The sequence below is a fragment of the Myceligenerans crystallogenes genome (assembly GCF_039529775.1).
GTDB lineage: Bacteria > Actinomycetota > Actinomycetes > Actinomycetales > Cellulomonadaceae > Myceligenerans > Myceligenerans crystallogenes.
This window is the reverse complement of record NZ_BAAANL010000007.1, coordinates 221,901-240,864: the sequence shown is the minus strand read 5'-3', so window position 1 is coordinate 240,864 and position 18,964 is coordinate 221,901. Positions and strand designations below refer to the sequence as shown.

Here is an 18,964-nt window from a genome sequence, read left to right as displayed (position 1 = left end):
GTGCTCGAGGCCGGCTCGACGACGACGGGTGCGGATCGAGAGTGCCCGTCGGCGCCGAATGGCTGGGCCGTCTTTCGATGTCGACCGCGAGTGGGTGAGATGGCGAACTGGCATGGTGTGCGCGAGCGGGTCTCGCGGCTGCGACGACGCGACCGGAGTCTGGCGACCTTCGGTGCCAGTGGTCATCGATTCGTTCTGGCGCCGCCCCTGACCATGGAGCAAGTTCGAGAAGCAGAGGCACAGTTCGGTGCCGCGCTCCCGGAGGAGTACCGCTCGTTCCTGGTCGAGGTGGGCGCAGGTGGCGCGGGTCCCGGCTACGGCATGGAGGTCCTACGCAAGGAACGCGGGATCTGGCACTGGGGCCACGTCGACACCCTCCTGGACGAGATCCACCGGTCCGCGCTGACCGCGGAAGAAGTCGACGACGCCTGGAGCGAGGTTCCCGAAGTCGGACCGCAACGAGCCGACTTCCCCGATGACGTGAGCCATGCCGCCGCGCAGGAGGCGTTCCGTGACCTGGATGAGGAGGCCTTCTCACGCCGGTTCCGGGGCTGTATCCCCCTTGGACAGCAGGGCTGTGGCTGGGAGACCTGGCTCGTCGTCTCCGGACCGCAGCGGGGACACGTTCGCACGATGGCTCATGAGATTCTTCCGGTCTCCGACAGCTTCTACGACCACTACCTGCAGTGGCTGCAGAGGGCGGAGAGCGGCGTGGGGATCGCCGACGGCGGGCGACTGGTTCACCGCTCCTTGCTTCGGCGGCTGCTGACCTCGCGTTCCGGATGAGGAGCCTGGCCGAGCGGGCCCCTTCGGCCGTCTCACGCGGCGCGGACGATGTCTGGTGAGCGACCCCGGCCCTCTCGCGGGGGCCGGGGCCTTTCGTCAAGCCATCAGCTGCTGCACGACACCGCGCTCGACGGCGGGCTGCCGTTCGCGATGAACCCGTACGTCGTCGACTGCCCGGCGCCGAGTTTCCCGTTCCAGCCGACGTCGCTGACGGTGTTCCCGTTCGCGCTGCCGTTCCAGACCTGGGTGATCGACACACCCGACGGAAGCGTCGTCGTCCAGCCGTCGACGCCGCTCGAGCCGGCCGTCACCGTGACGCTGGCCTGGTAGCCGCCGGACCACGAGTTGGCGACCGTCAGGGCCGCTGTGCAGCTGCCGCTGCCGCCCGTCGGGGGCGGGGTGGTCGTGGGCGGGGCCGTCGTCGGTGCCGGAGCGCCGCCGGGCGTGATGTACGCGTCGATGCAGGCGTAGAACGCGTTGACCGTGTCGGCGATGTTCCACCGGACGAAGATCTTGTGGTTGCCCGTCGGCAGGTTCGAGATCTGGTGCGTGACCGTGTCAGGCGGGAGCTTCCCGCCGTCGTTGATGGTCGTGTGCAACCGGCCGTCCACGAAGTACTCCCAGGTCGACGTCGCGTGGTTGGCCACGATGTCCCAGGTGAACGTCTGGTTGGTGCTGACCGCCTGGCGCGGCCAGGCGATGGACTCGTTGTCGAGCTCGCGGAAGCGGCCGCCTCCGGAGCACTGCGTCGAACCCTTGGGAGCCTCGACGCTCCAGGGCTCGTACTGGACCGGGCCGCAGTTGCTGACCGCGCCGGTGTAGCAGAGGTCCTGGCGGCTGGCCGGGCTGACGATCCACCCGTGAGCCTCGGCGGACGGCTGCGGCGCGGCGACGAGCACCGTGAACGCGAGGGCGAGGACCGCCAGAACGGTCAGCAGCAACCGCCCGGCGACGGACCGCGGGGTGCGGGGTAGCGCGATGGATCTCATGTTCGGGTCACCTCAATCGGGTAGTCCGATGGATCTGTCCTGTGCGCCGTGACCGTATGTCCACATACCTGGCAGAGCCTAGGGGTGAAAACGTTTCGCCCGAGGGAGCGGATGATCGCGTCGCTCACCGCTCGCTCGGGTCGACGGCGAGGTGCGCGAGCCGGACCAACCCGTCGGCGGTGTCGCCCGGCCAGCCGTGCACGATGCGGCGCCACTCGCCGGGCACTGCCGACGCGCCCCAGCGGGCGCCGAGGAGTGCTCCGGCGATGGCTGCCACGGTGTCGGTGTCGTCGCCGATCCGGATGGCGGTCTCCAGGGCGGCGACCAGGTGGCCGGCTGGTCCGGCGTCGGGCACAGGGGTGCGGACGATCGCGGACCAGGCTGCTTGCAACGCGGCCACGGCCCACCCGTTGGGGCGGAAGCGCCCGGGCTCGGACGCCTCGGCCTCGGTGATCCGCTCGTTCCAGAACGTGTGTGAGGACTCGGGCAGGTACGCCACGAGCGACCGCAGATCGGGCAGCCGGCCGCTCAGGACGCTCTCCCGGATCGCCAGGCACCACAGGGCACAGGCCTGCATCGCCTGCGGGTCGGCGTGCGTCAGCGCGGAAACCGCCGTCGCCGCCTCGACAAGCGCCCGCGGGTCGTCCAGGTGTGCCAGCGCGACCGGTGCGGTACGCATCAGCGACCCGTTTCCGCCCGCCCGGCCGGTGCGCGCGAAGTGGTCCGCCGCGTGCCGGGTCATGGCGGCGGCCGACGGCGTCGGCGCGGCCGCCGCAAGGATCTGGCTCGTCTGGATGCCGACGTCGGGCGGGTTGCCCGCGTACCAGCGGAGAAACCCGGCCGCGACATCGTCCAGCGCGCCGGACGTGCGCAGGTCGGCGCCGGTGGCCGCGACCAGTGCGATCGCGTACAGCTGCGACGTGTCGTCGGTCCATTCGCCGGGGGCGAAGTCGCCCAGGCCGCCACCGATCATCTCCGGGTGGTCGCCCAAGGGTGCGGACCCGAACTCGTAGCCCGCGCCGAGGGCGTCCCCGCAGGCCGCGGCGAGGAGGACGCCGCGGGCTCGGTCGGTCTGGTCAGGAGTGAGGTTCATCAGGCGATCTTTCCGCAGGTATGCGGCGCCAGGCGACCCTGCCGGCGCCGCAGCCGGCCCGGCAGTACTGAACGTGTATCCGGGTCCGGTCCGTCGCGCGCGTTATGCCGCGCGGATCACGCTCCAGCGGCGCAGGACGAGGTAGAGCTCGCAGCCGAGGCAGAGGCCGAAGACCGCGTTCAGGAGAGCGGCGATCAGGGCCACCGCGGCGGCGATCGGCACCGCGGTCAGCAGCCCGGCGACGCCGAGGACGACGCCGACGGCGGCCACGATCAGGCCGATCAGCTGGGCGAAGCGCGGGGGCCGGCGGTCCTCGAGTTCGGCGGGGGCGCCGAGCCGGGGACGCACGAGGGTGCGGTAGACCCAGCCCTGCCAGGTGCCCTCGGCGCCGCGGATCGTGCCGAGCAGGAAGCTCAGCGCGACGATCGTGAGCAGGATCAGCCCGGCGGGCGTGCCGCCGAGCGCGATCACGACCGCGAGCAGGACGGCCGTGATCCCCGCGCCGACGCGCGGGCCGCGCGGGTCGATGGATCCGGGGGTCTTCGGTGTCGGCTCCGCCGCGGTCATGTCGTTCCTCTCGTCAGGGCCTCGCGGGCCTGGGCCGGCGTCACGGCGCCGCTCATCCGCGCCACCTCGCGGCCGTCGCCGTCGAGCACGAGCGTGGTCGGCGTGCGCAGGATCCCGAGGGAGCCGGTCAGAGCGAGGTCGTCCTCGACGTCGATCTCGTGGTGCGCCACGCCGCTGCCCGGCGCCGACATCGTCCCCAGCACGCGCGCCGTCGAGCGGCAGGCCGCGCACACCTGAGCCGAGAACTGCACGAACGTCGTCCGTTCCCCGAGCAGCACGCCGCGGCCCGCCCAGTCCACCGGCGCCTGGGCGCCGTCGGCCCGGGGGCCGCGCACGACGCCCTGCCGCCGCGACCAGACGACGCCGATCACGACGCTCAGCACGACGACGCCGGCCAGCAGCCCGAGTTCCATGGTTCACCCCGGAATTTCCGCCCCGGCTCGTCCGGGGTGCGGCTAGCATACATCGACGATTTCTTCTGAACGTATCGTCCTGGACTATGAGACGCCAGGGCAACCCAGCAGGGTGAGAGCCTGTCCGCGCACGGGTTCGGCAATGCCCGGAAAATGGCGTGAGCTCACCGGTGCCGGGGAATTACCGTGGCTGGATGAGCCTCGCCGAGCCCGTCGAAACCGCCCTGCCGACCACGACCGTCGCCGAGCGCGCCGCCGCACCCGCCACCCTGCCGCCCGTCACCGCCGGTGCCCTCACCTGGCGCGGCGCGCGTCGTGACGACGCCGGCGCGCTCCACGCACTCCAGGACCAGGTCTCCGCCGCGGACGGCGAGCCGTTCCGGGTCTCGCTCGACGAGGTCGAGGAGACCCTCGCCGCCGGCTACCGCGATCTCGACGCCGATTTCCTGCTCGGGTTCGACGACGACGGCGTCCTGCGCGCCTTCGCCCAGGCCGACGTCCGGCCCGGTGACCGCACCGCGGCCCGCGCCTTCGTCTGGGGTGGCGTGCACCCGGGCCGGCGGGGCGAGGGGATCGGCCGTGAGCTGATGGCCTGGGGGATCGCGCGGGCCCGCCAGAAGCTCGCGACCTCCCACCTCGCGGGCGAGCGGGTCCCGGCCTGGATCGCGGTGCACTCCGAGGACGACGCGCCCGCGTCCCGGGTCCGTCTCTACGAGCACGCCGGGTTCGCCGTGCGGCGCTACTACTCGTGCCTCGGCCGCGACCTTGCGCAGCCGATCCCCGAACCCGTGATCCCCGGTCAGGAGGCCGGCGCGGCGTCGTCCGCACACGCCGGCGCGGCCGCGCCGTCGTCGTCGGGCAGCAGCCTGCGGCTCGTGGCCTGGACGCCCGAGCTCGACGAACCCGCGCGCCTCGCGCGGAACGACGCGTTCCGCGACCACTGGGGCAGCCAGCCCCAGAGCCAGGTGACCTGGGCCGAGGACCGCGACCAGTTCATGGCGCCGTGGACGTGGCTGGTGGTCGACGACGCGCCGGACGTGGACGCGCTGCTCGCCTCGCCCGACACCGACGAGGAGACCGCCGCGGCCCTCCGCGCCGGGCAGCCGCTCGTCGTCGCCTACAACTGGGCGGCACGGTACGAGCAGGACTTCGCAGTGCGCGGCTTCACGTTCGGGTACTCGGAGAACGTCGGGGCGCGGCGCGCCTACCGGGGCAGGGGCCTGGCGCGGGCGGCGCTCGCCGCGGGCCTGCGTGCGATGGCCGGCGACGGGATGCAATACGCCCTGCTCGACGTGGACACCGCGAACCCGACCGGCGCGCTCGGCCTGTACGCCGGCCTGGGCTACGAGAAGCTCGACGGCTCGCGCATGTGGTCGATCGAGGTGTGAATCCGGATCGCGCGGCGTGAAGGGCAGTAGTCTCCGGACGTGAGGTACGACGACGTGCACGAGCCCGGGGACGACCGGCCGGGGCGGATTCCTGACGACGCCGAGGACGGACCGGTCGGTACGCCCGTGCTGCCGGGCTGGGTGGGGGACCGGCGCGAGCGGGCCCGGCTCGCGGTGGACCGGCTGCTGCCCACCCGGGCCGCACGGCTGGCGGGCGCGGCGTACGTGCTGGTCACGCTGGCGCACCTGGTGCTGGTCATGCCGTATCTCGGGCTGCTGGATCCGGTCGTGGTGGCGGGCGTCGGCGTCGATCTGCCGCGGGTCACGCAGTCCGTGATGATGCCGCTGCTGGCACTGACGTTCTTCCTGGCCACGCCGCCGTACCGGCTCGCGGGCAAGCCGAGGGAGCGGCCGCGGCTCGTGCTGCTGGTGTTCCTGGCGCTCGGCCTGGGCTGGGCCGGGGACACGGCGCCCGGTCTCGTGCCGCCGGACCTCACGTTCCTGGCCATGATCGGGCCGTTCCTGCTGGCCCAGGTGGCGTACGTGCTCGCGTTCCGGCCGTTCGCGGCGTCCTCGCCCGTGCGGCGGGTGCCGGTCGTGGCGGCGTACGGCGTCGTGGGGCTCGCGGTCGTGGGGGCCTGCGCTCCCCAGCTGGTGGCGAGCGGCGCGTCCGGGGCGGCGTACCTCGCCGGGCTGATCGTGTACTGCGCGGTGATCTGCACCATGGCGATCCTCGCGTGGGGCGTGCACCGGCTCGCGGGCATCGGCGCGATCGTCTTCCTGGTGTCCGACGCCGTGATCGCCCTGACGAGCTTCACGGCCGCGGTGATGTGGGAGCCGTTCGCGATGTGGTCCGGCGTGCTGGTCATGACCACCTACGGGGTGGCGCAGGCGCTGATCGTCGTGGGCGTGCTGCGGCGCGTGCTGCGCTGACGGGACGCTCCGCGCCGGCCCGGGAGCGGCGTGCTCGCGGGCCGGGGCAGCGCCCGCCGCCGCCCGGCCCGCTGCCTTCCGGCCCGCCGTCGCCAGGCCCGCCGCCGATCGTGCGGCGGGCCGGCGGGGTTGCCCGGGGCGAGAGCGTCAGCCCTCCGGCCGCCGCCTCAGAGCGCTTTCAGCAGCGGCAGCACGTCCTCGCCGAACTGCGTCAGGAACCGCCGCTGGTCGTGTCCCGGCCCGTGCACCACCAGGTGGTTCAGCCCCGCGTCGACGTACGGCCGGATCATCTCGACGGCCTCCTCGGGCTCCGACGCCACGATCCAGCGCTTCGCGATCTGCTCGATCGGCAGCTCGTCCGCGAGCCGTTCCATCTCCGCGGCCGACGTCACGCTGTGCTTCTGCTCCGGCGTCAGCGACAGCGGCGCCCAGAACCGCGTGTTCTCCCGAGCGGCGGCCGGATCGCGGTCGTAGGAGATCTTCAGCTCCAGCACCTTGTCGATCCCCGCGACGTCGCGCTCCGCCTGGGCCGCGCCCTCCGCGACGCCCGGCAGCAGCTTCTCCGTGTACAGCTCCATGCCCTTGCCGGACGTGCAGATGAACCCGTCACCCGCGCGCCCCGCGTACCGCGCCACCATCGGCCCGCCCGCCGCGACGTACACCGGCACCGGCGTCTCGGGCCGGTCGTAGATCGTGGCCCCCACCAGCGTGTAGTACTCGCCGTCGAAGTCCACCGACTCCTCGGTCCACAGCCGCCGTATCAGCTGCACCGACTCGCGCAGCCGCGCGAACCGCTCCTTCATCTCCGGCCACTCCATACCGCTCACCGCGATCTCGTTCAGGGCCTCGCCCGTGCCGACACCGAGGATCACGCGCCCCTCGGTCAGCAGCGCGAGCGTCGCGAACGTCTGCGCGATCACCGCGGGGTTGTACCGGAACGTGGGCGTCAGCACGCTCGTGCCGAGCGTGATGCGCTCGGTCCGCTCGCCCGCCGCGCCCAGCCATGCCAGGGACGACGGCGCGTGCCCGCCCTTCTCCCGCCACGGCAGGAAGTGGTCCGAGATCCACGCGCTGTCCAGCCCGGTCTCCTCCGCGAGGACCGTGAAGTCCACGAGGTCCCGGGGCCCGAACTGCTCCGCTGATGCCTTGTAGCCGATCTTGAGAGTCACAACGCGACCCTACGCTCCGTGACCGACACGGGCCCCCGTGTCACGGATCACAGCCACGACCTGCGCCCCGGCACGGACCCGCTGCCGGGCGCGGAGCCGTTCCCGCGAACGGCCGCCGACGTCGTCCGCCATCCACAGGACGCACGGAATTTCCGGGCGGCGGGCGTCGTCGGACATCTACGCTGGCGTCGTGACGATCGCCTTGCCCTCCCGCCCCACGCACGTCCTTCTGGACCTCGACGGCACCCTCACCGACTCCGCGCCCGGCGTGCTCGCGTCGCTGCGCGTCGCGTTCGCCGAGATCGGCCTGCCGGTGCCCGACGACGAGCACCTGCGCGGGTTCGTCGGACCGCCGCTGGGCCTGTCGTTCCACCGGTCCGGGCTCACCCACGAGCAGGCCGAGGCCGCGATCGAGGTGTACCGGCGCGAGTACGAGGGCGGCGGCATGCTCGACAACTCCGTGTTCGACGGCGTCCCCGAGCTCCTGACCGCGCTCGCCGACGTGGGGGTCACCCGGGTCGTCGCGACCGCCAAGCCGCAGCCCTACGCGGAGCAGGTGGTGCGGCACTTCGGGCTCGACGCCTACCTCAGCGGCGGGATCGCCGGCGTGTTCGGCCCGGCCATGGAAGGGGCGGGCAACCACGAGGGCAAGGAGAAGGTGATCGCGCGGGCCCTCGCGGCGTCCGGCGGCGACCAGGCGGGCGCGGCCGCGGTGATGGTCGGCGACCGGGAGCACGACGTCCGCGCGGCCGCGGCCAACGGGATCCCGACGATCGGCGTCGCCTGGGGCTACGGCAGCCCGGGCGAGCTCGAGGAGGCGGGCGCGGCCGTCGTCGTCGGCTCCGCCGGGGAACTGCGGGGGCTGCTGACGGCATGAACCCCACCGACGACAGGGCCGGGGGCGCGCAGCCGGCCTGGAGCTTCACCGCCGAACCGCTCACCTCCGCCGTGGCCCGCGCCCTCTGGCGCGAGTACTACACCGAGGTCAGCGACCGCTGGCACCAGCGCGAGCACGGTACCGACACGGATCCCGCGGACCTGGAGCGTGAGATCGCGGCCGACACGGGCGACGGGCTCGTGCCGCCCGCGGGCGTGCTGCTCGTCGTGCGGTGCGACGGGGAACCGGCCGGCATGGCGGGCACACGGCTCAGGGACGCGACCACGGCGGAGCTCAAGCGCGTCTTCCTGCGGCCGGCCTACCGGGGGCGCGGGGGAGCGGCGTTTCTGGTGGCCGCCGTCGAGCAGGTCGCGCGCGAGCTGGGCGCCACGCGGATGGTGCTGGACACGCGCCGCGACCTCGTGGAGGCACGAGCCCTGTACCGCCGGCTCGGCTACGACGAGATCGCGCCGTTCGACGACGGGCCGTACGCGGAGCACTGGTACGGGAAGGATCTCTGACCTGCCGGGCACGTCGCGGGCCGGAGCCCGGGCCGCTGGGCGAGGGGCCCGGCGGCTCAGGCATCCGGGCCCAGGCCCAGCCAGTCGTCCGGGTCGTCCAGGCGCTTCCAGCCGAGTTCCTCGTACAGGCCGCGGCCCTCGGGGGAGGCCTTCAGCACGATGCGCCTGAGGTCGTAGGGCCGCAGGTCGGCCAGGACGAACCGGATCAGCTCGCGGGCCAGGCCGCGGCGGCGGTGGTGCGGGTCGACGATCACGTCCGCCAGCCAGGCGAAGTTGGCCAGGTCCGTGACGACGCGGGCGTAGCCGATCAGCTCACCGCTCGCCGCGAGGATCCCGTAGTTGCGCGAGTTCGCGATCGCCCGGTCCTGCAGTTCGCGGGGACGGCCCGCCGCCCAGTAGGCGTACTCCGCGAGCAGGCCGTGCACGCGGGCGGGGTCGATGCGGGCGGTGTCGGCGGTGAACTCGTACGACGACGTCTCGGTGACCATGCGGGGCAGTCAACCACGCCGCCGGGCCGGGATCACGGGCATTTCCGCCGGGCGGGCACCTGGGGCGGAGCGCGTGTCGGACACCCGGCGTAGCGTGCGTGGCATGCACATCATCCTCGTTCCCGGGGCCTGGCTGGACGCCTCCGCCTGGGCCGCCGTCGTACCGTCGCTCGTCGAGGCCGGGCACACCGTCCATCCGATGACGCTGCCCGGAAAGGAGTCGCCCGACGCCGACCAGGCGGGCATCGGGCTGCGAACCCATGTCGACGCGGTGGTCGCCAGGATCGACGAGCTCACGGCGGAGGGCGGCCGGGTCGTGCTGGTCGGCCACTCCGCGGGGGCGAACGTGATCACGGGTGCGGCGGACCTGCGGGCGGCGGCGGTCGCGCGGCTCGTCTACGTGGACGCCGTGCTGCCGTCGGACGGCTCGATCGTCAACGACCAGTTCCCCGTGGTCGGCGAGTCGGTGCCGCTGCCGGCGTGGGACCTGTTCCAGGCGCCCGACCTGGAGGGCCTCGACGACGCCGCGCTCGAGGACTTCCGCGCCCGCGCGCTCCCGGAACCGAAGGGCGTGTTCTTCGACCCGATCAGCCTCACCCACGACGACGCCCGGCGCGCCATCCCCGCGACGGTGATCGCCTGCGAGACCTGGGGCGACTTCCCGGGCCCGGCCGCGATGATCGACCACCTCCTGGCGGAGAACTCCCCGTACACCAAGGAACTGGCGACCCTGCGGGACGTCGAGATCATCGAGCTCCCCACGGGCCACTGGCCGATGTTCACCAGGCCCCGCGAACTCGGGGAAGTGCTGGCCGCGTCGATCGGCCGCGAGCGGTAGCGGCAGTTTCCCCGGGAGCCGACGCGGTCGCGCGACCGGTCACCCGAGCGGCCGCGATCCGTCCCGTCCGGAAGGACGCGACGGATCGCGCACGTACGCCGCGGCCGGCCTGGCTGCGCCGCGTCAGCCGATCGTGGTGACCGGGGTTTCCAGGGGGACGCCCGAGCCGTCGCGGCGGTCGTCCGGTTCCGGGAGGTCCACCGGCTGGCCGCCCGCGCCCAGGGCCCGGGGCGGGTTGGCGCCCACCCAGGCGAAGGTCAGGGCGTCGAAGCCCTTGAGGAAGCGCTGGGAGCGGACGCCGCCCGTGGCGCGGCCCTTGCCCGGGTAGAGGGCGAACGGGGTCACCTTGCCCATGGCGGCCTCGACGCCCGGGAGCGCGTCCGAGGCTCCGGCGATCGTGACCACGGACGCTTCCGTACCGGCCCGCACCGCGCCGAAGAACACGACCCGCTGGTCCGTGCCCAGCTTGATGCCCGCCATGCCGCCGCCCGCGCGGCCCTGCGGACGTACCACCGAGGCGGGGAAGTGCAGCAGGTTCGAGTCCGACGCGACGAACACCAGCTCGTCGTCGTCCGTGACCAGCGCGGCGCCGACCACCTCGTCGCCGTCCTTGAGGCCGATGACCGGCCAGTCGTCGCCGTTCTTCGGCACGTCACCGGCCACGACGCGTTTGACCACGCCGGAGCGGGTGCCGAGTGCGAGGGTCGGCGAGCCCTCGGCGAGCGGCATGATGCCGAGCACCTCCTCGCCCGGCTGCAGCGACACCAGCTCGGCGATCGGCAACCCGCCGGACACGGACGGCGCGCCCGCGACGGGCGGCAGGACCGGCAGGTCGATCACGGGGACACGCAGGGCGCGCCCGGCGCTCGTGACCAGGCCGATCTCCGCCCGGGTCGACGACGCCGCGTCCGCGAGCAGGGCGTCGTGCGCCGCGCGCCCGCCCTCGCGCACCACCGGCGCGTCGTCGGCCAGCCGCGCCAGCAGGCCGGTCGAGGACAGCAGGACCCGCGTCGGCAGGTCCTTGACCTGCAGGTCGAGGTCGGAGATGTCGCCCTTCTTGCGGGCGGGCGCCTGCGCGGCGGACCCGACGGCCCCGCCCTCGGCGTCGAGCAGCACGGTGCGGCGCGGCGTCCCGTAGAGCCTGGCGACCTCACCCATCTCCTTCGAGACGAGCCGTCGCAGCACCGTGTCCGAGCCGAGGATCTCCTCCAGCTTGGCGATCTCCTCCAGCAGCTCGTCCCGCTCCCGCTCCAGCTCGATCCGCGAGAACCGGGTCAGCCGGCGCAGCTGCAGGTCCAGGATGTACCCCGCCTGCGCCTCCGACAGGTCGAAGACGCCCATCAGCCGGTCCCGCGCGATCGTCGCGTCGTCGGACGTGCGGATCACCTGGATGACCTCGTCGATGTCGACGATCGCGATCAGCAGGCCCTGGACCAGGTGCAGCCGCTCGGTGCGCTTGCGCAGGCGGTACTGCGACCGCCGCCGGACGACGCCGATGCGGTGCTCCACCCAGACCCGCAGCAGCTCCAGCAGGCCGAGCGTGCGCGGCTGGCCGTCCACGAGCGTGACGTTGTTGATGCCGAACGAGTCCTCCAGCGGCGTCGTCCGGTACAGCTGCTCCAGGACGGCCTCCGGCTCGAAGCCCGCCTTGACCTCCACCACCATGCGCAGGCCGTGGTGCCGGTCGGTGAGGTCCTGGATGGAGGTGACGCCCTGGATCTTCTTCGTCTTGACGCCGTCGGCGACCTTCTCGATCACCTTCTCCGGGCCCACGGTGTACGGCAGCTCGGTCACGATGATGCCGCGCCGGCGGGGCGTGATGTTCTCGATCCGCGCCGTCGCGCGCGTGCGGAACGTGCCGCGGCCGGTGCGGTAGGCGTCCCGGATGCCCTCCAGGCCCACGATCTTGCCGCCGCCGGGCAGGTCCGGCCCGGGCACGAACTGCTGGATGTCCTCGAGTGTCGCGTCCGGCTTCTTCAGCAGGTGCTGGGCCGCGGCCACCACCTCGACCAGGTTGTGCGGCGGCATGTTCGTCGCCATCCCGACCGCGATCCCGGATGCGCCGTTGACCAGCAGGTTCGGGATCGCCGACGGCAGCACGGACGGCTGGGTCAGCTTGTTGTCGTAGTTGGGGACGAAGTCGACGACGTCCTCGTCCAGGTCCGCGGTCATCGCGATGGATGGTGCCGCGAGCCGGGCCTCGGTGTACCGGGAGGCCGCCGGGCCGTCGTCCAGCGAACCGAAGTTGCCGTGACCGTCCACGAGCGGCAGCCGCAGCGAGAAGTCCTGTGCGAGGCGCACCAGGGCGTCGTAGATCGGCGCGTCGCCGTGCGGGTGCAGCTTGCCCATCACCTCGCCGACCACGCGCGACGACTTCACGTGCGCGCGATCGGGCCGCAGGCCCATGTCCGCCATCGTGTAGAGGATGCGGCGCTGCACCGGCTTGAGGCCGTCGCGCGCGTCCGGCAGGGCGCGGCTGTAGATCACGGAGTACGCGTACTCGAGGTACGACGCCTCCATCTCCGCCGAGACGTCGATGTCGACGATCGTCTCGTGGATCTCGCTCTCGTCGAGCGGGGCGGGGGACGGCTTGCGCGCCATGGCTGAGGGAACTCCTGCGGGGTCGGCGGACGGGAGCGTCACGTGCCGGTCGCCGGCAGGGCCCGGGGTGACGGAGCCAAACTTACCCCGACCCACCGACACGCCCCGTGAACCGTGCCGTGGCGCGGACCGCGCGCCACGTGGCCCGGCGCTCCGGACGGCGGCGGCTCAGGGACGACGACGCCGGGCCCGCGCGAGGCGGGACCCGGCGCCGGTGACGCGATGAGCCGTCAGCGGTTGATGCAGCGGCCCGAGCCGATCTTCACCGAGGCGATGTTGTTGTCGTAGCCCGGGTAGTCCGTGTCGGCGAAGTTGCCGGCCGCACCGTGCGGGATCGCCAGGGCGTACTCGTTGTTCTCGTAGCAGCCGCGGTTCTTGAACATGAGCACCCGCTGGCCCGTGCGGTTGTACACCGACGACGAGTGGTTCTCGACCCGTACGCCGTAGCCGGCCGCGCTCGTCCCACCCCGGTTGAACCGCTCGTCGTACATGCTCTTGTCCGACGCCGAGTAGGAGCGGGCGGCACCCGCGAGGTTCTTGTAGTAGTAGAAGCACACGTTGCCGTAGCTGCAGGTCACGGCGGCCTGAGCGGACGTCGGCACGGCGACCATGGCGGCCCCCAGCATCGTCACCGCCGCGGCGGTCGCCGCGATCCGGCGGACGAGGGTGTTCTTGCGCATCGATTCTCCATCCTCTAGCGGTCCGCACGATCGCGCCCCGCAATCGGGGACATTACACGATTCCGGATCACGCCTTGAGAGGAATTCACCCGCCCGGACCTGGGGCCGGAGCCGTGCTGCGGCTGCTCGGATCCGGGTGTCAGAGACCCCGGTTAGCCTGGCATCGTGAGCGACGACGTCACGGGGGCGGAACGTGCCGCGGCCCCGTATCCGCACCAGTGGGAGGCCGATGTCGTGCTGCGCGACGGCACCACCACCCACCTGCGCCCGATCCGCCCCGGGGACGCCGACGCGCTCCAGCGCTTCCAGATGGCCCAGTCCGAGCGCTCCACCTACTACCGCTTCTTCGCCGCGCTGGACCGGATTCCGGCGCGGATGCTGCGGCAGTTCGTCCAGGTCGACCACGCCGAGCGCGTCGCGCTCGTCGCGGTCCGCCCCGCGGCCGTCCCGGCGGTCCCGGCCGCGCCGTCGGCACCGGATGCCGAGGCAGGGCCGCCCGCCGGGACGACGCCGGAGGCGAGCAGCCCGACGACGTCGTACGGCACGCTCGCGGGCACCGGCGAGGAGATCCTCGGCGTCGCCCGCTTCGACGTCCTGCCCGGATCCGCGCCGCGGACCGCCGAGGTGGCGTTCAACGTCGCCGACTCCATGCAGGGCCGCGGCCTCGGCTCCGTGCTCCTGGAACACGTCGCCGACGTCGCGCGCGAGCTCGGGGTCCGCCGCTTCACCGCCGAGGTGCTCCCGCAGAACCGCGCCATGCTCGGCGTCTTCCGCGAGGCTGGCTACGCCACGGAGCAGCACCTCGACGACGGCGTGGTCACCGTGGGCGTGGACCTCGACCCCACCGACCGCTCCCGCGCGGTCATGGCGGACCGCGAGCAGCGCGCGGAGTCGGTCTCCATGGTGGGCCTGCTGGGCGCCCGCCGCATCCTGCTGGTCGGGCCGGGAACACCGGACGCGGGCCTGGAGTCCCTCCAGGCGGCGCGGGTGATCGAGTCCCACGGCACGGACCCGGGCGACACCCACCTCACCGTCCTTGCGACCCCGGGCCCCGTGCCGGGGAGCCCCGCGGCGCGGACAGCGGGCGACGCCTCCGCGACGGGCATCGTCTGGGCCCGGACCTGGGACGACGTCGGCGACGTCGACCTCCTGCTCGTCGCCGCGCCGCCCGCCGCGGCCGTGGACGCCGTGTGGCGCGCGGCGGCGAAGGGCGCTCGCGGCGTCGTCGTCCTGTCCGCCGGGTACGCCGAGACCGGGGAGGCCGGGCTCGCCCGGCAGCGCGAGCTGGTCCGGGTCGCGCACGCCGCGGGGATGCGGGTCGTGGGCCCGGCGTCGTACGGGATCGTGACGAACGCGCCGGGCGCGCGCCTGCGCGCGTCGTTGGCCGCGCAGGCGCCGCCGGACGGCGTGGTGGGGCTGTTCTGCCAGTCCGCGGCCTCCGCGGTGACGCTGGCGGAGACGGTCCGGCGCCGCGGGCTGGGCGTCTCGGCGCTGGTCTCGGCGGGGCACCGGGCGGACGTGTCCGGCAACGACCTGATGCAGTACTGGCAGGACGACCCGGCGACCGGCGTCGTGTGCCTCTACCTGGAGTCGATCGGGAACCCGCGCAAGTTCTCGCGGATCGCGCGCCGGCTCGCGGCCAAGAAGCCCGTGGTGGTCATGGTCGCCGGGCGCTCGGGGCATGTGGTGCCGCCCGGGCACGCGGTCCGGGCCACGCGCGCGCCGCGGCGGATGCTGGACGAGGTGCTGCGGCAGTCCGGCGTGATCCGGGCCGAGAACACGCACCAGCTCATGGACGTCGCCCAGGTGGTGGCCCATCAGCCGCTGCCCGCGGGGCGCCGGGTGGGGATCCTCGCGGGGTCGCCGGGGCTGCTGACGCTCGTGTCGGAGGCGTGCGAGGCGGCCGGGCTGGAGGTGTCGCGGTCCGTCGCCCTGCCGCCCGGCGCGTCCGGGGACGATCTCGCCTCCGCGGTCGACGGCCTCTACGGCCCGGACGCCTGCGACGCGGTCGTGGTGGTGGACGTACCCGTCGTCGTCCCCCGGTCCGACGCGATCGCGCACGCCGTCGCCGCCGCGGCCGCCCGCTCGGGACGCACCACGGTGGCCAGCATGCTCGGCCTGCACGGCATGCCCGGGGTGCTGCGCTCCGGCGACGTCCGCGTGCCCGCGTTCGCCACGCCGGAGGACGCCGTGTGGGCGCTGGGTGCCGTCGTCCGGTACGCGCGCTGGCGCGAGCAGGACCACGGCGAGCCGGTGCGGATCGACGGACTGGAGCGGGCCAGGGCCCGCGAGCTCGTCGAGGGCTGGCTGGCCGGGCCGCCGGCCGGCGACGGCGCGCCGGTGAGCCTGGACGAGGCCCGCGCGGCCGAACTGCTCGCCTGCTACGGCATCCGGCTCTGGCAGACGCGGACGGTCCGCACGCCCGGCGAGGCGGTGGCGGCGGCCACCGAGCTCGGCTGGCCGGTCGCCCTCAAGGCGGCCACGCGCGCGCTGCGGCATCGCACCGACCTGGGCGGGGTCAAGCTCGACATCACCGAGGAGCACGAGCTGCTCGCGGACGCCGCCCGGATCCAGGAGGCGGCGTCGTCGCTGGTCCCGGCGGTCGACCCGCTGCTGGAGGTCCAGCCCATGGCCCCGCCCGGCGTGGCATGCGTCATCCGCAGCCGCGAGGACGAGCTGTTCGGCCCGGTCGTGTCGTTCGGCCTGGCCGGGGATGCCACCGATCTCCTGGACGACGTCTCCTACGGCGTCCCGCCGCTGACCGGCGTCGACATCGCCCGCATGGTCCGCGGCATCCGCACGGCCGCCCGCCTCTTCGGCTACCAGGGCGCGCCCCCGGCGGACGTCCGCGCGCTGGAGGACGTCCTGGCCCGCGTCTCCCTCATGGCCGACGACCTCGCCGACCTCGAGTCCCTGGAGCTCTACCCGGTCACCGTCGGCGAGGTGGGCGCGCACGTCCTGCACGCCGAGATCCGCCTCCGCGAGGCCGCCCGCCGCACGGACCCGCTCCGCCGCGCGCTGTCCTGACCCGCGTGGTCCGGCGGGTTCACTCCCACAGCGACGGATCCGCGGCGCTGCGCCGCCGCGCGGTCGCCGCGGTCATCTGCCGCATGTGGTGCCGGCGGCACAGCACCTCGTACGCCACCACCCCCGCGGCCCGGTCGTCGCCGACGTCGCCGATGACGACCTGGTCGCCCTCGGTGACCATCACGCCGTCGACCGTGCGGGCGTTGTGCGTGGCGCGCGCGCCGCACCAGCACAGGGACTGCACCTGCAGCACCTCGATGCGGTCGGCCAGCTCGAACAGCCGCGCCGCGCCGGGGAACAGCCGCGTGCGGAAGTCCGTGGTGATGCCGAACGCGAAGACGTCGATCTCGGTCTCGTCCACGAGCCGCGCGAGCTGTTCCACCTGCTGCTCGGAGTAGAACTGCGCCTCGTCGCACACCAGGTGGTCGACGGTGCGGCCGCCGGTGAACTCGGCGTGGACCTCGGCCCAGAAGTCGGTGTCGTCGAACACCTCGCGGGCGTTCACCTCCAGTCCCAGCCGGCTGGACAGCCGTGCCGCGCCCGCGCGGTCGCCGCGCGTGAAGATCAGCCCGCGCCGCCCGCGCGCGGTGTAGTTGTGGTCGGTCTGCAGCGCCAGGGTGGACTTGCCGGAGTCCATGGTGCCGGTGAAGAAGACGAGCTCTGCCACCTCACACCTCCGTGACCAGCAGCGGCACCCGCATCTCGTACGGGGTCAGGGAGCCGTGCACACCCGGCATGGCCCGCGCCTCGGGGGAGTGCAGCCGGGAGTCGACGACGGTCGCCGCGCCCGTGCCGCCGCCGTCCGTCGCGCTGCTCGTCATGGCGACGACGACGTCGCCCGTCGCGTCCCGCACGTGGGCGGGTACCTCCGCGCCCGGCCCGGCCACCGGGCCGAACCAGCCGGCGCGCAGCGCGTCGTCGCGCAACCGGACGACGGCGTCGCCGCCGAGCCGGTCCGTCCAGCGCGCCGCGACGGCGGCGGGATCGACGCCCGGCCGCGCGTACACGTGCAGGGCACGCGGCTCCCCGCCGAGCAGCGCGACGCCGTCGGCGAGAACATGGTCCGCCGCGACGTCGTACTGCCGGTCCGGCGTGGTGGCGACCTGCCCGTGATCCGCGGTGATCAGCACGAGCGTGCCGCGCGGCACGCCGCGCAGCAGGCGGCGCAGCTCGCGGTCGGTGTCCTCCAGGGCGTCGCCCCACTGGGCGGACGTCCAGCCGTACCGGTGCCCCGCCTTGTCGACCGCCGGCTGGTACAGGTACACGAGCCGCCGTTCGGCGCCGTCGCGCGCCCGCAGTGCCGCGACGGTCGCGTCCACCGCGTCCGAGAAGTGCCGTCCCGAGACCACGTACCGCGGCCCCCGCAGCGCCGCCACCGTCATGCCCGACTCGTGGAACTTCTCCGGTCCGGGCGTGCTCACCCCGACGCCCGCCGCGGCGAGCTGCTCGAACACGGTGGGCTCGCGCTGCAGGTCCTGGGGCTCGATGGTCAGCGGCTGCGACATCCTCGGCCCGCGCCGGTACGGGTCGGACTCCTCGCGCCACGACACGAGCGTGGCGAGCCCGCCCGTGGCCGGGTTGCGCTGCGTGTAGCCGAGCAGGCCCGTGCGCGACGGGCTCGTGCCGGTCCCGAGCGTCGCCAGCGCGGCCGACGTCGTGCTGGGGAAGCTCGACGTGAGCGTCCGGGCCCCGGGCAGCAGGCCGCGCAGGCCGGGCGCGTGCCCGCCGCGGTCGGCGAGGTTGTGCGTCCCGAGGCCGTCCACCACGACGACGACGCAGCGCGTGACCGCGCCGAACGCGCCCGCGCCGATCAGGGCCTCCGCCGCGGCGCGCGCGTCCAGCCCGGTCGCCGTCGTCAGCTCGTGGCCGAGCGCGCCCGCCGCGGCGGGCAGCACCGCGGCCAGCCCGTCCAGGCCGTACGACGGCGCGATGAACCCGGCGGGCAGCTCCGTTCCGGACCGTTCCGGCTCGTGCACCGTCACCTGGCGGTGGCCCGGGACAGGGCCTCGGCGAACTCCAGGGCGGCCCGGACGGCGTCGTCCCCCTCGGCGGCCGACGACACGCGCACGACGACGTCGTCCGGCAGCGACTGGCCCGTGAGGCCGTGGTCGGTCGTGCAGTTCGGGTCCCCGCAGACGGCCGGCTCGAGCTCGAGGCGGCGCACGCCGCCCCAGCCGATCGCGAGGTTCAGCTCCAGCCGGGCCGCGCCGCCCGGGTGCTTCTCCGGCTCGTTGATGATGTGGGTGAGCCCCACCGACCGGATCGACGAGAGCGGCACCGCCTCGGTCGTGGCCGCGGCCTGGCCGGGGCGCTCGTCGTCCTCGTCCGCGGGCTGGTCGTCGATGTGTGCCGTGATGAGCCGCGTCGGCGTGAGCACCAGGACCGTCAGGTGCCGCCGCACCTCGGAGTCGAACGTGGTCTCGGCCTGGACCAGGTGCGCTGCGACGTCCTCGCCCGCGAGTGCCACGTCGATCAGGTCGCAGACCAGCTGCGGGTAGTAGCCCGCGCGGAACAGGCGCGACTTGAGGGTCTTGCGGGTCTCGGGAGCACTCGCGGTAGGCACCGCCCGATTGTCCCACTGCCCGCGGTGTGCG

18 protein-coding genes are annotated in these 18,964 nt (G+C 73.7%); 7 read left to right on the top strand and 11 right to left on the bottom strand.

The genetic code is table 11. The annotated features are described in order from the left end of the window. The first annotated feature begins 99 nt into the window (after positions 1-99). Positions 100-786 carry an SMI1/KNR4 family protein gene (locus ABD208_RS17070; RefSeq protein ID WP_344105208.1) on the top strand — a complete coding sequence of 229 codons (687 nt, stop codon included), beginning with the start codon at positions 100-102 and terminating at the stop codon, positions 784-786. Positions 787-890: 104 nt separating this feature from the next. On the opposite strand, the gene ABD208_RS17065 is transcribed toward ABD208_RS17070, so the two are convergent. The 4 genes from ABD208_RS17065 to ABD208_RS17050 form a co-directional block, all read right to left on the bottom strand. Continuing rightward, positions 891-1,775 (bottom strand): lytic polysaccharide monooxygenase, encoded by an 885-nt coding sequence (locus ABD208_RS17065; RefSeq protein ID WP_344105206.1) that lies wholly within the window; start codon positions 1,773-1,775, stop codon positions 891-893. A 124-nt stretch (positions 1,776-1,899) separates the two neighbouring features. Then, positions 1,900-2,868 (bottom strand): ADP-ribosylglycohydrolase family protein, encoded by a 969-nt coding sequence (locus tag ABD208_RS17060; RefSeq protein ID WP_344105204.1) that lies wholly within the window; start codon positions 2,866-2,868, stop codon positions 1,900-1,902. 102 nt (positions 2,869-2,970) lie between these two features. Further along, positions 2,971-3,435: a DUF4395 domain-containing protein gene (locus tag ABD208_RS17055; RefSeq protein ID WP_344105202.1), complete on the bottom strand. Its 465-nt coding sequence runs from the start codon at positions 3,433-3,435 to the stop codon at positions 2,971-2,973. Further along, positions 3,432-3,848, bottom strand: coding sequence for a TlpA family protein disulfide reductase (locus tag ABD208_RS17050; RefSeq protein WP_344105200.1), 417 nt, complete (start codon positions 3,846-3,848; stop codon positions 3,432-3,434). The genes ABD208_RS17055 and ABD208_RS17050 overlap by 4 nt, the downstream gene beginning before the upstream one ends. A 194-nt stretch (positions 3,849-4,042) precedes the next feature. Here ABD208_RS17050 and ABD208_RS17045 point away from each other — a divergent pair, with 194 nt between their 5' ends. Both ABD208_RS17045 and ABD208_RS17040 read left to right on the top strand, forming a co-directional pair. Further along, complete coding sequence (locus ABD208_RS17045) at positions 4,043-5,236, top strand: GNAT family N-acetyltransferase (RefSeq protein ID WP_344105198.1); 1,194 nt, start codon at positions 4,043-4,045, stop codon at positions 5,234-5,236. 39 nt (positions 5,237-5,275) lie between these two features. Further along, positions 5,276-6,169 (top strand): lysoplasmalogenase family protein, encoded by an 894-nt coding sequence (locus ABD208_RS17040; protein WP_344105195.1) that lies wholly within the window; start codon positions 5,276-5,278, stop codon positions 6,167-6,169. Positions 6,170-6,336: 167 nt separating this feature from the next. On the opposite strand, the gene fgd is transcribed toward ABD208_RS17040, so the two are convergent. Then, positions 6,337-7,338 carry a glucose-6-phosphate dehydrogenase (coenzyme-F420) gene (gene fgd / locus ABD208_RS17035; protein WP_344105193.1) on the bottom strand — a complete coding sequence of 334 codons (1,002 nt, stop codon included), beginning with the start codon at positions 7,336-7,338 and terminating at the stop codon, positions 6,337-6,339. A 190-nt stretch (positions 7,339-7,528) separates the two neighbouring features. On the opposite strand from fgd, the gene ABD208_RS17030 reads away from it, so the two are divergent. Continuing rightward, a complete protein-coding gene (locus tag ABD208_RS17030) occupies positions 7,529-8,215 on the top strand; it encodes an HAD hydrolase-like protein (protein WP_344105191.1) in 687 nt (228 codons plus the stop codon). Continuing rightward, positions 8,212-8,736, top strand: a complete 525-nt coding sequence (locus ABD208_RS17025; protein ID WP_344105189.1) for a GNAT family N-acetyltransferase — start codon at positions 8,212-8,214, stop codon at positions 8,734-8,736. Before ABD208_RS17030 ends, ABD208_RS17025 begins: the two co-directional genes overlap by 4 nt. Positions 8,737-8,792: 56 nt before the next feature. Here the strand turns inward: ABD208_RS17025 and ABD208_RS17020 are convergent, their stop codons facing one another. Further along, positions 8,793-9,224, bottom strand: coding sequence for a GNAT family N-acetyltransferase (locus tag ABD208_RS17020; protein ID WP_344105187.1), 432 nt, complete (start codon positions 9,222-9,224; stop codon positions 8,793-8,795). A 103-nt stretch (positions 9,225-9,327) separates the two neighbouring features. Between ABD208_RS17020 and ABD208_RS17015 the strand changes: the two genes are divergently transcribed. Then, complete coding sequence (locus ABD208_RS17015) at positions 9,328-10,062, top strand: alpha/beta fold hydrolase (RefSeq protein WP_344105185.1); 735 nt, start codon at positions 9,328-9,330, stop codon at positions 10,060-10,062. Between the two features lie 123 nt (positions 10,063-10,185). On the opposite strand, the gene ABD208_RS17010 is transcribed toward ABD208_RS17015, so the two are convergent. Further along, positions 10,186-12,663: a DNA gyrase/topoisomerase IV subunit A gene (locus ABD208_RS17010; RefSeq protein ID WP_344105183.1), complete on the bottom strand. Its 2,478-nt coding sequence runs from the start codon at positions 12,661-12,663 to the stop codon at positions 10,186-10,188. Between the two features lie 230 nt (positions 12,664-12,893). Then, positions 12,894-13,343, bottom strand: a complete 450-nt coding sequence (locus ABD208_RS17005; RefSeq protein WP_344105181.1) for a peptidase inhibitor family I36 protein — start codon at positions 13,341-13,343, stop codon at positions 12,894-12,896. A gap of 165 nt (positions 13,344-13,508) precedes the next feature. On the opposite strand from ABD208_RS17005, the gene ABD208_RS17000 reads away from it, so the two are divergent. After that, complete coding sequence (locus tag ABD208_RS17000) at positions 13,509-16,370, top strand: bifunctional acetate--CoA ligase family protein/GNAT family N-acetyltransferase (protein WP_344105179.1); 2,862 nt, start codon at positions 13,509-13,511, stop codon at positions 16,368-16,370. A gap of 19 nt (positions 16,371-16,389) precedes the next feature. Here the strand turns inward: ABD208_RS17000 and ABD208_RS16995 are convergent, their stop codons facing one another. Genes ABD208_RS16995 through ABD208_RS16985 form a run of 3 tightly spaced genes read right to left on the bottom strand, consistent with a single transcriptional unit; the run spans position 16,390 to position 18,933 of the window. Further along, positions 16,390-17,037 carry a thymidine kinase gene (locus tag ABD208_RS16995; RefSeq protein ID WP_344105177.1) on the bottom strand — a complete coding sequence of 216 codons (648 nt, stop codon included), beginning with the start codon at positions 17,035-17,037 and terminating at the stop codon, positions 16,390-16,392. Position 17,038: 1 nt separating this feature from the next. Then, a complete protein-coding gene (locus ABD208_RS16990; protein WP_344105175.1) occupies positions 17,039-18,346 on the bottom strand; it encodes an alkaline phosphatase family protein in 1,308 nt (435 codons plus the stop codon). 2 nt (positions 18,347-18,348) lie between these two features. Further along, positions 18,349-18,933: a DUF5998 family protein gene (locus ABD208_RS16985; RefSeq protein WP_344105173.1), complete on the bottom strand. Its 585-nt coding sequence runs from the start codon at positions 18,931-18,933 to the stop codon at positions 18,349-18,351. Positions 18,934-18,964 lie beyond the last annotated feature (31 nt).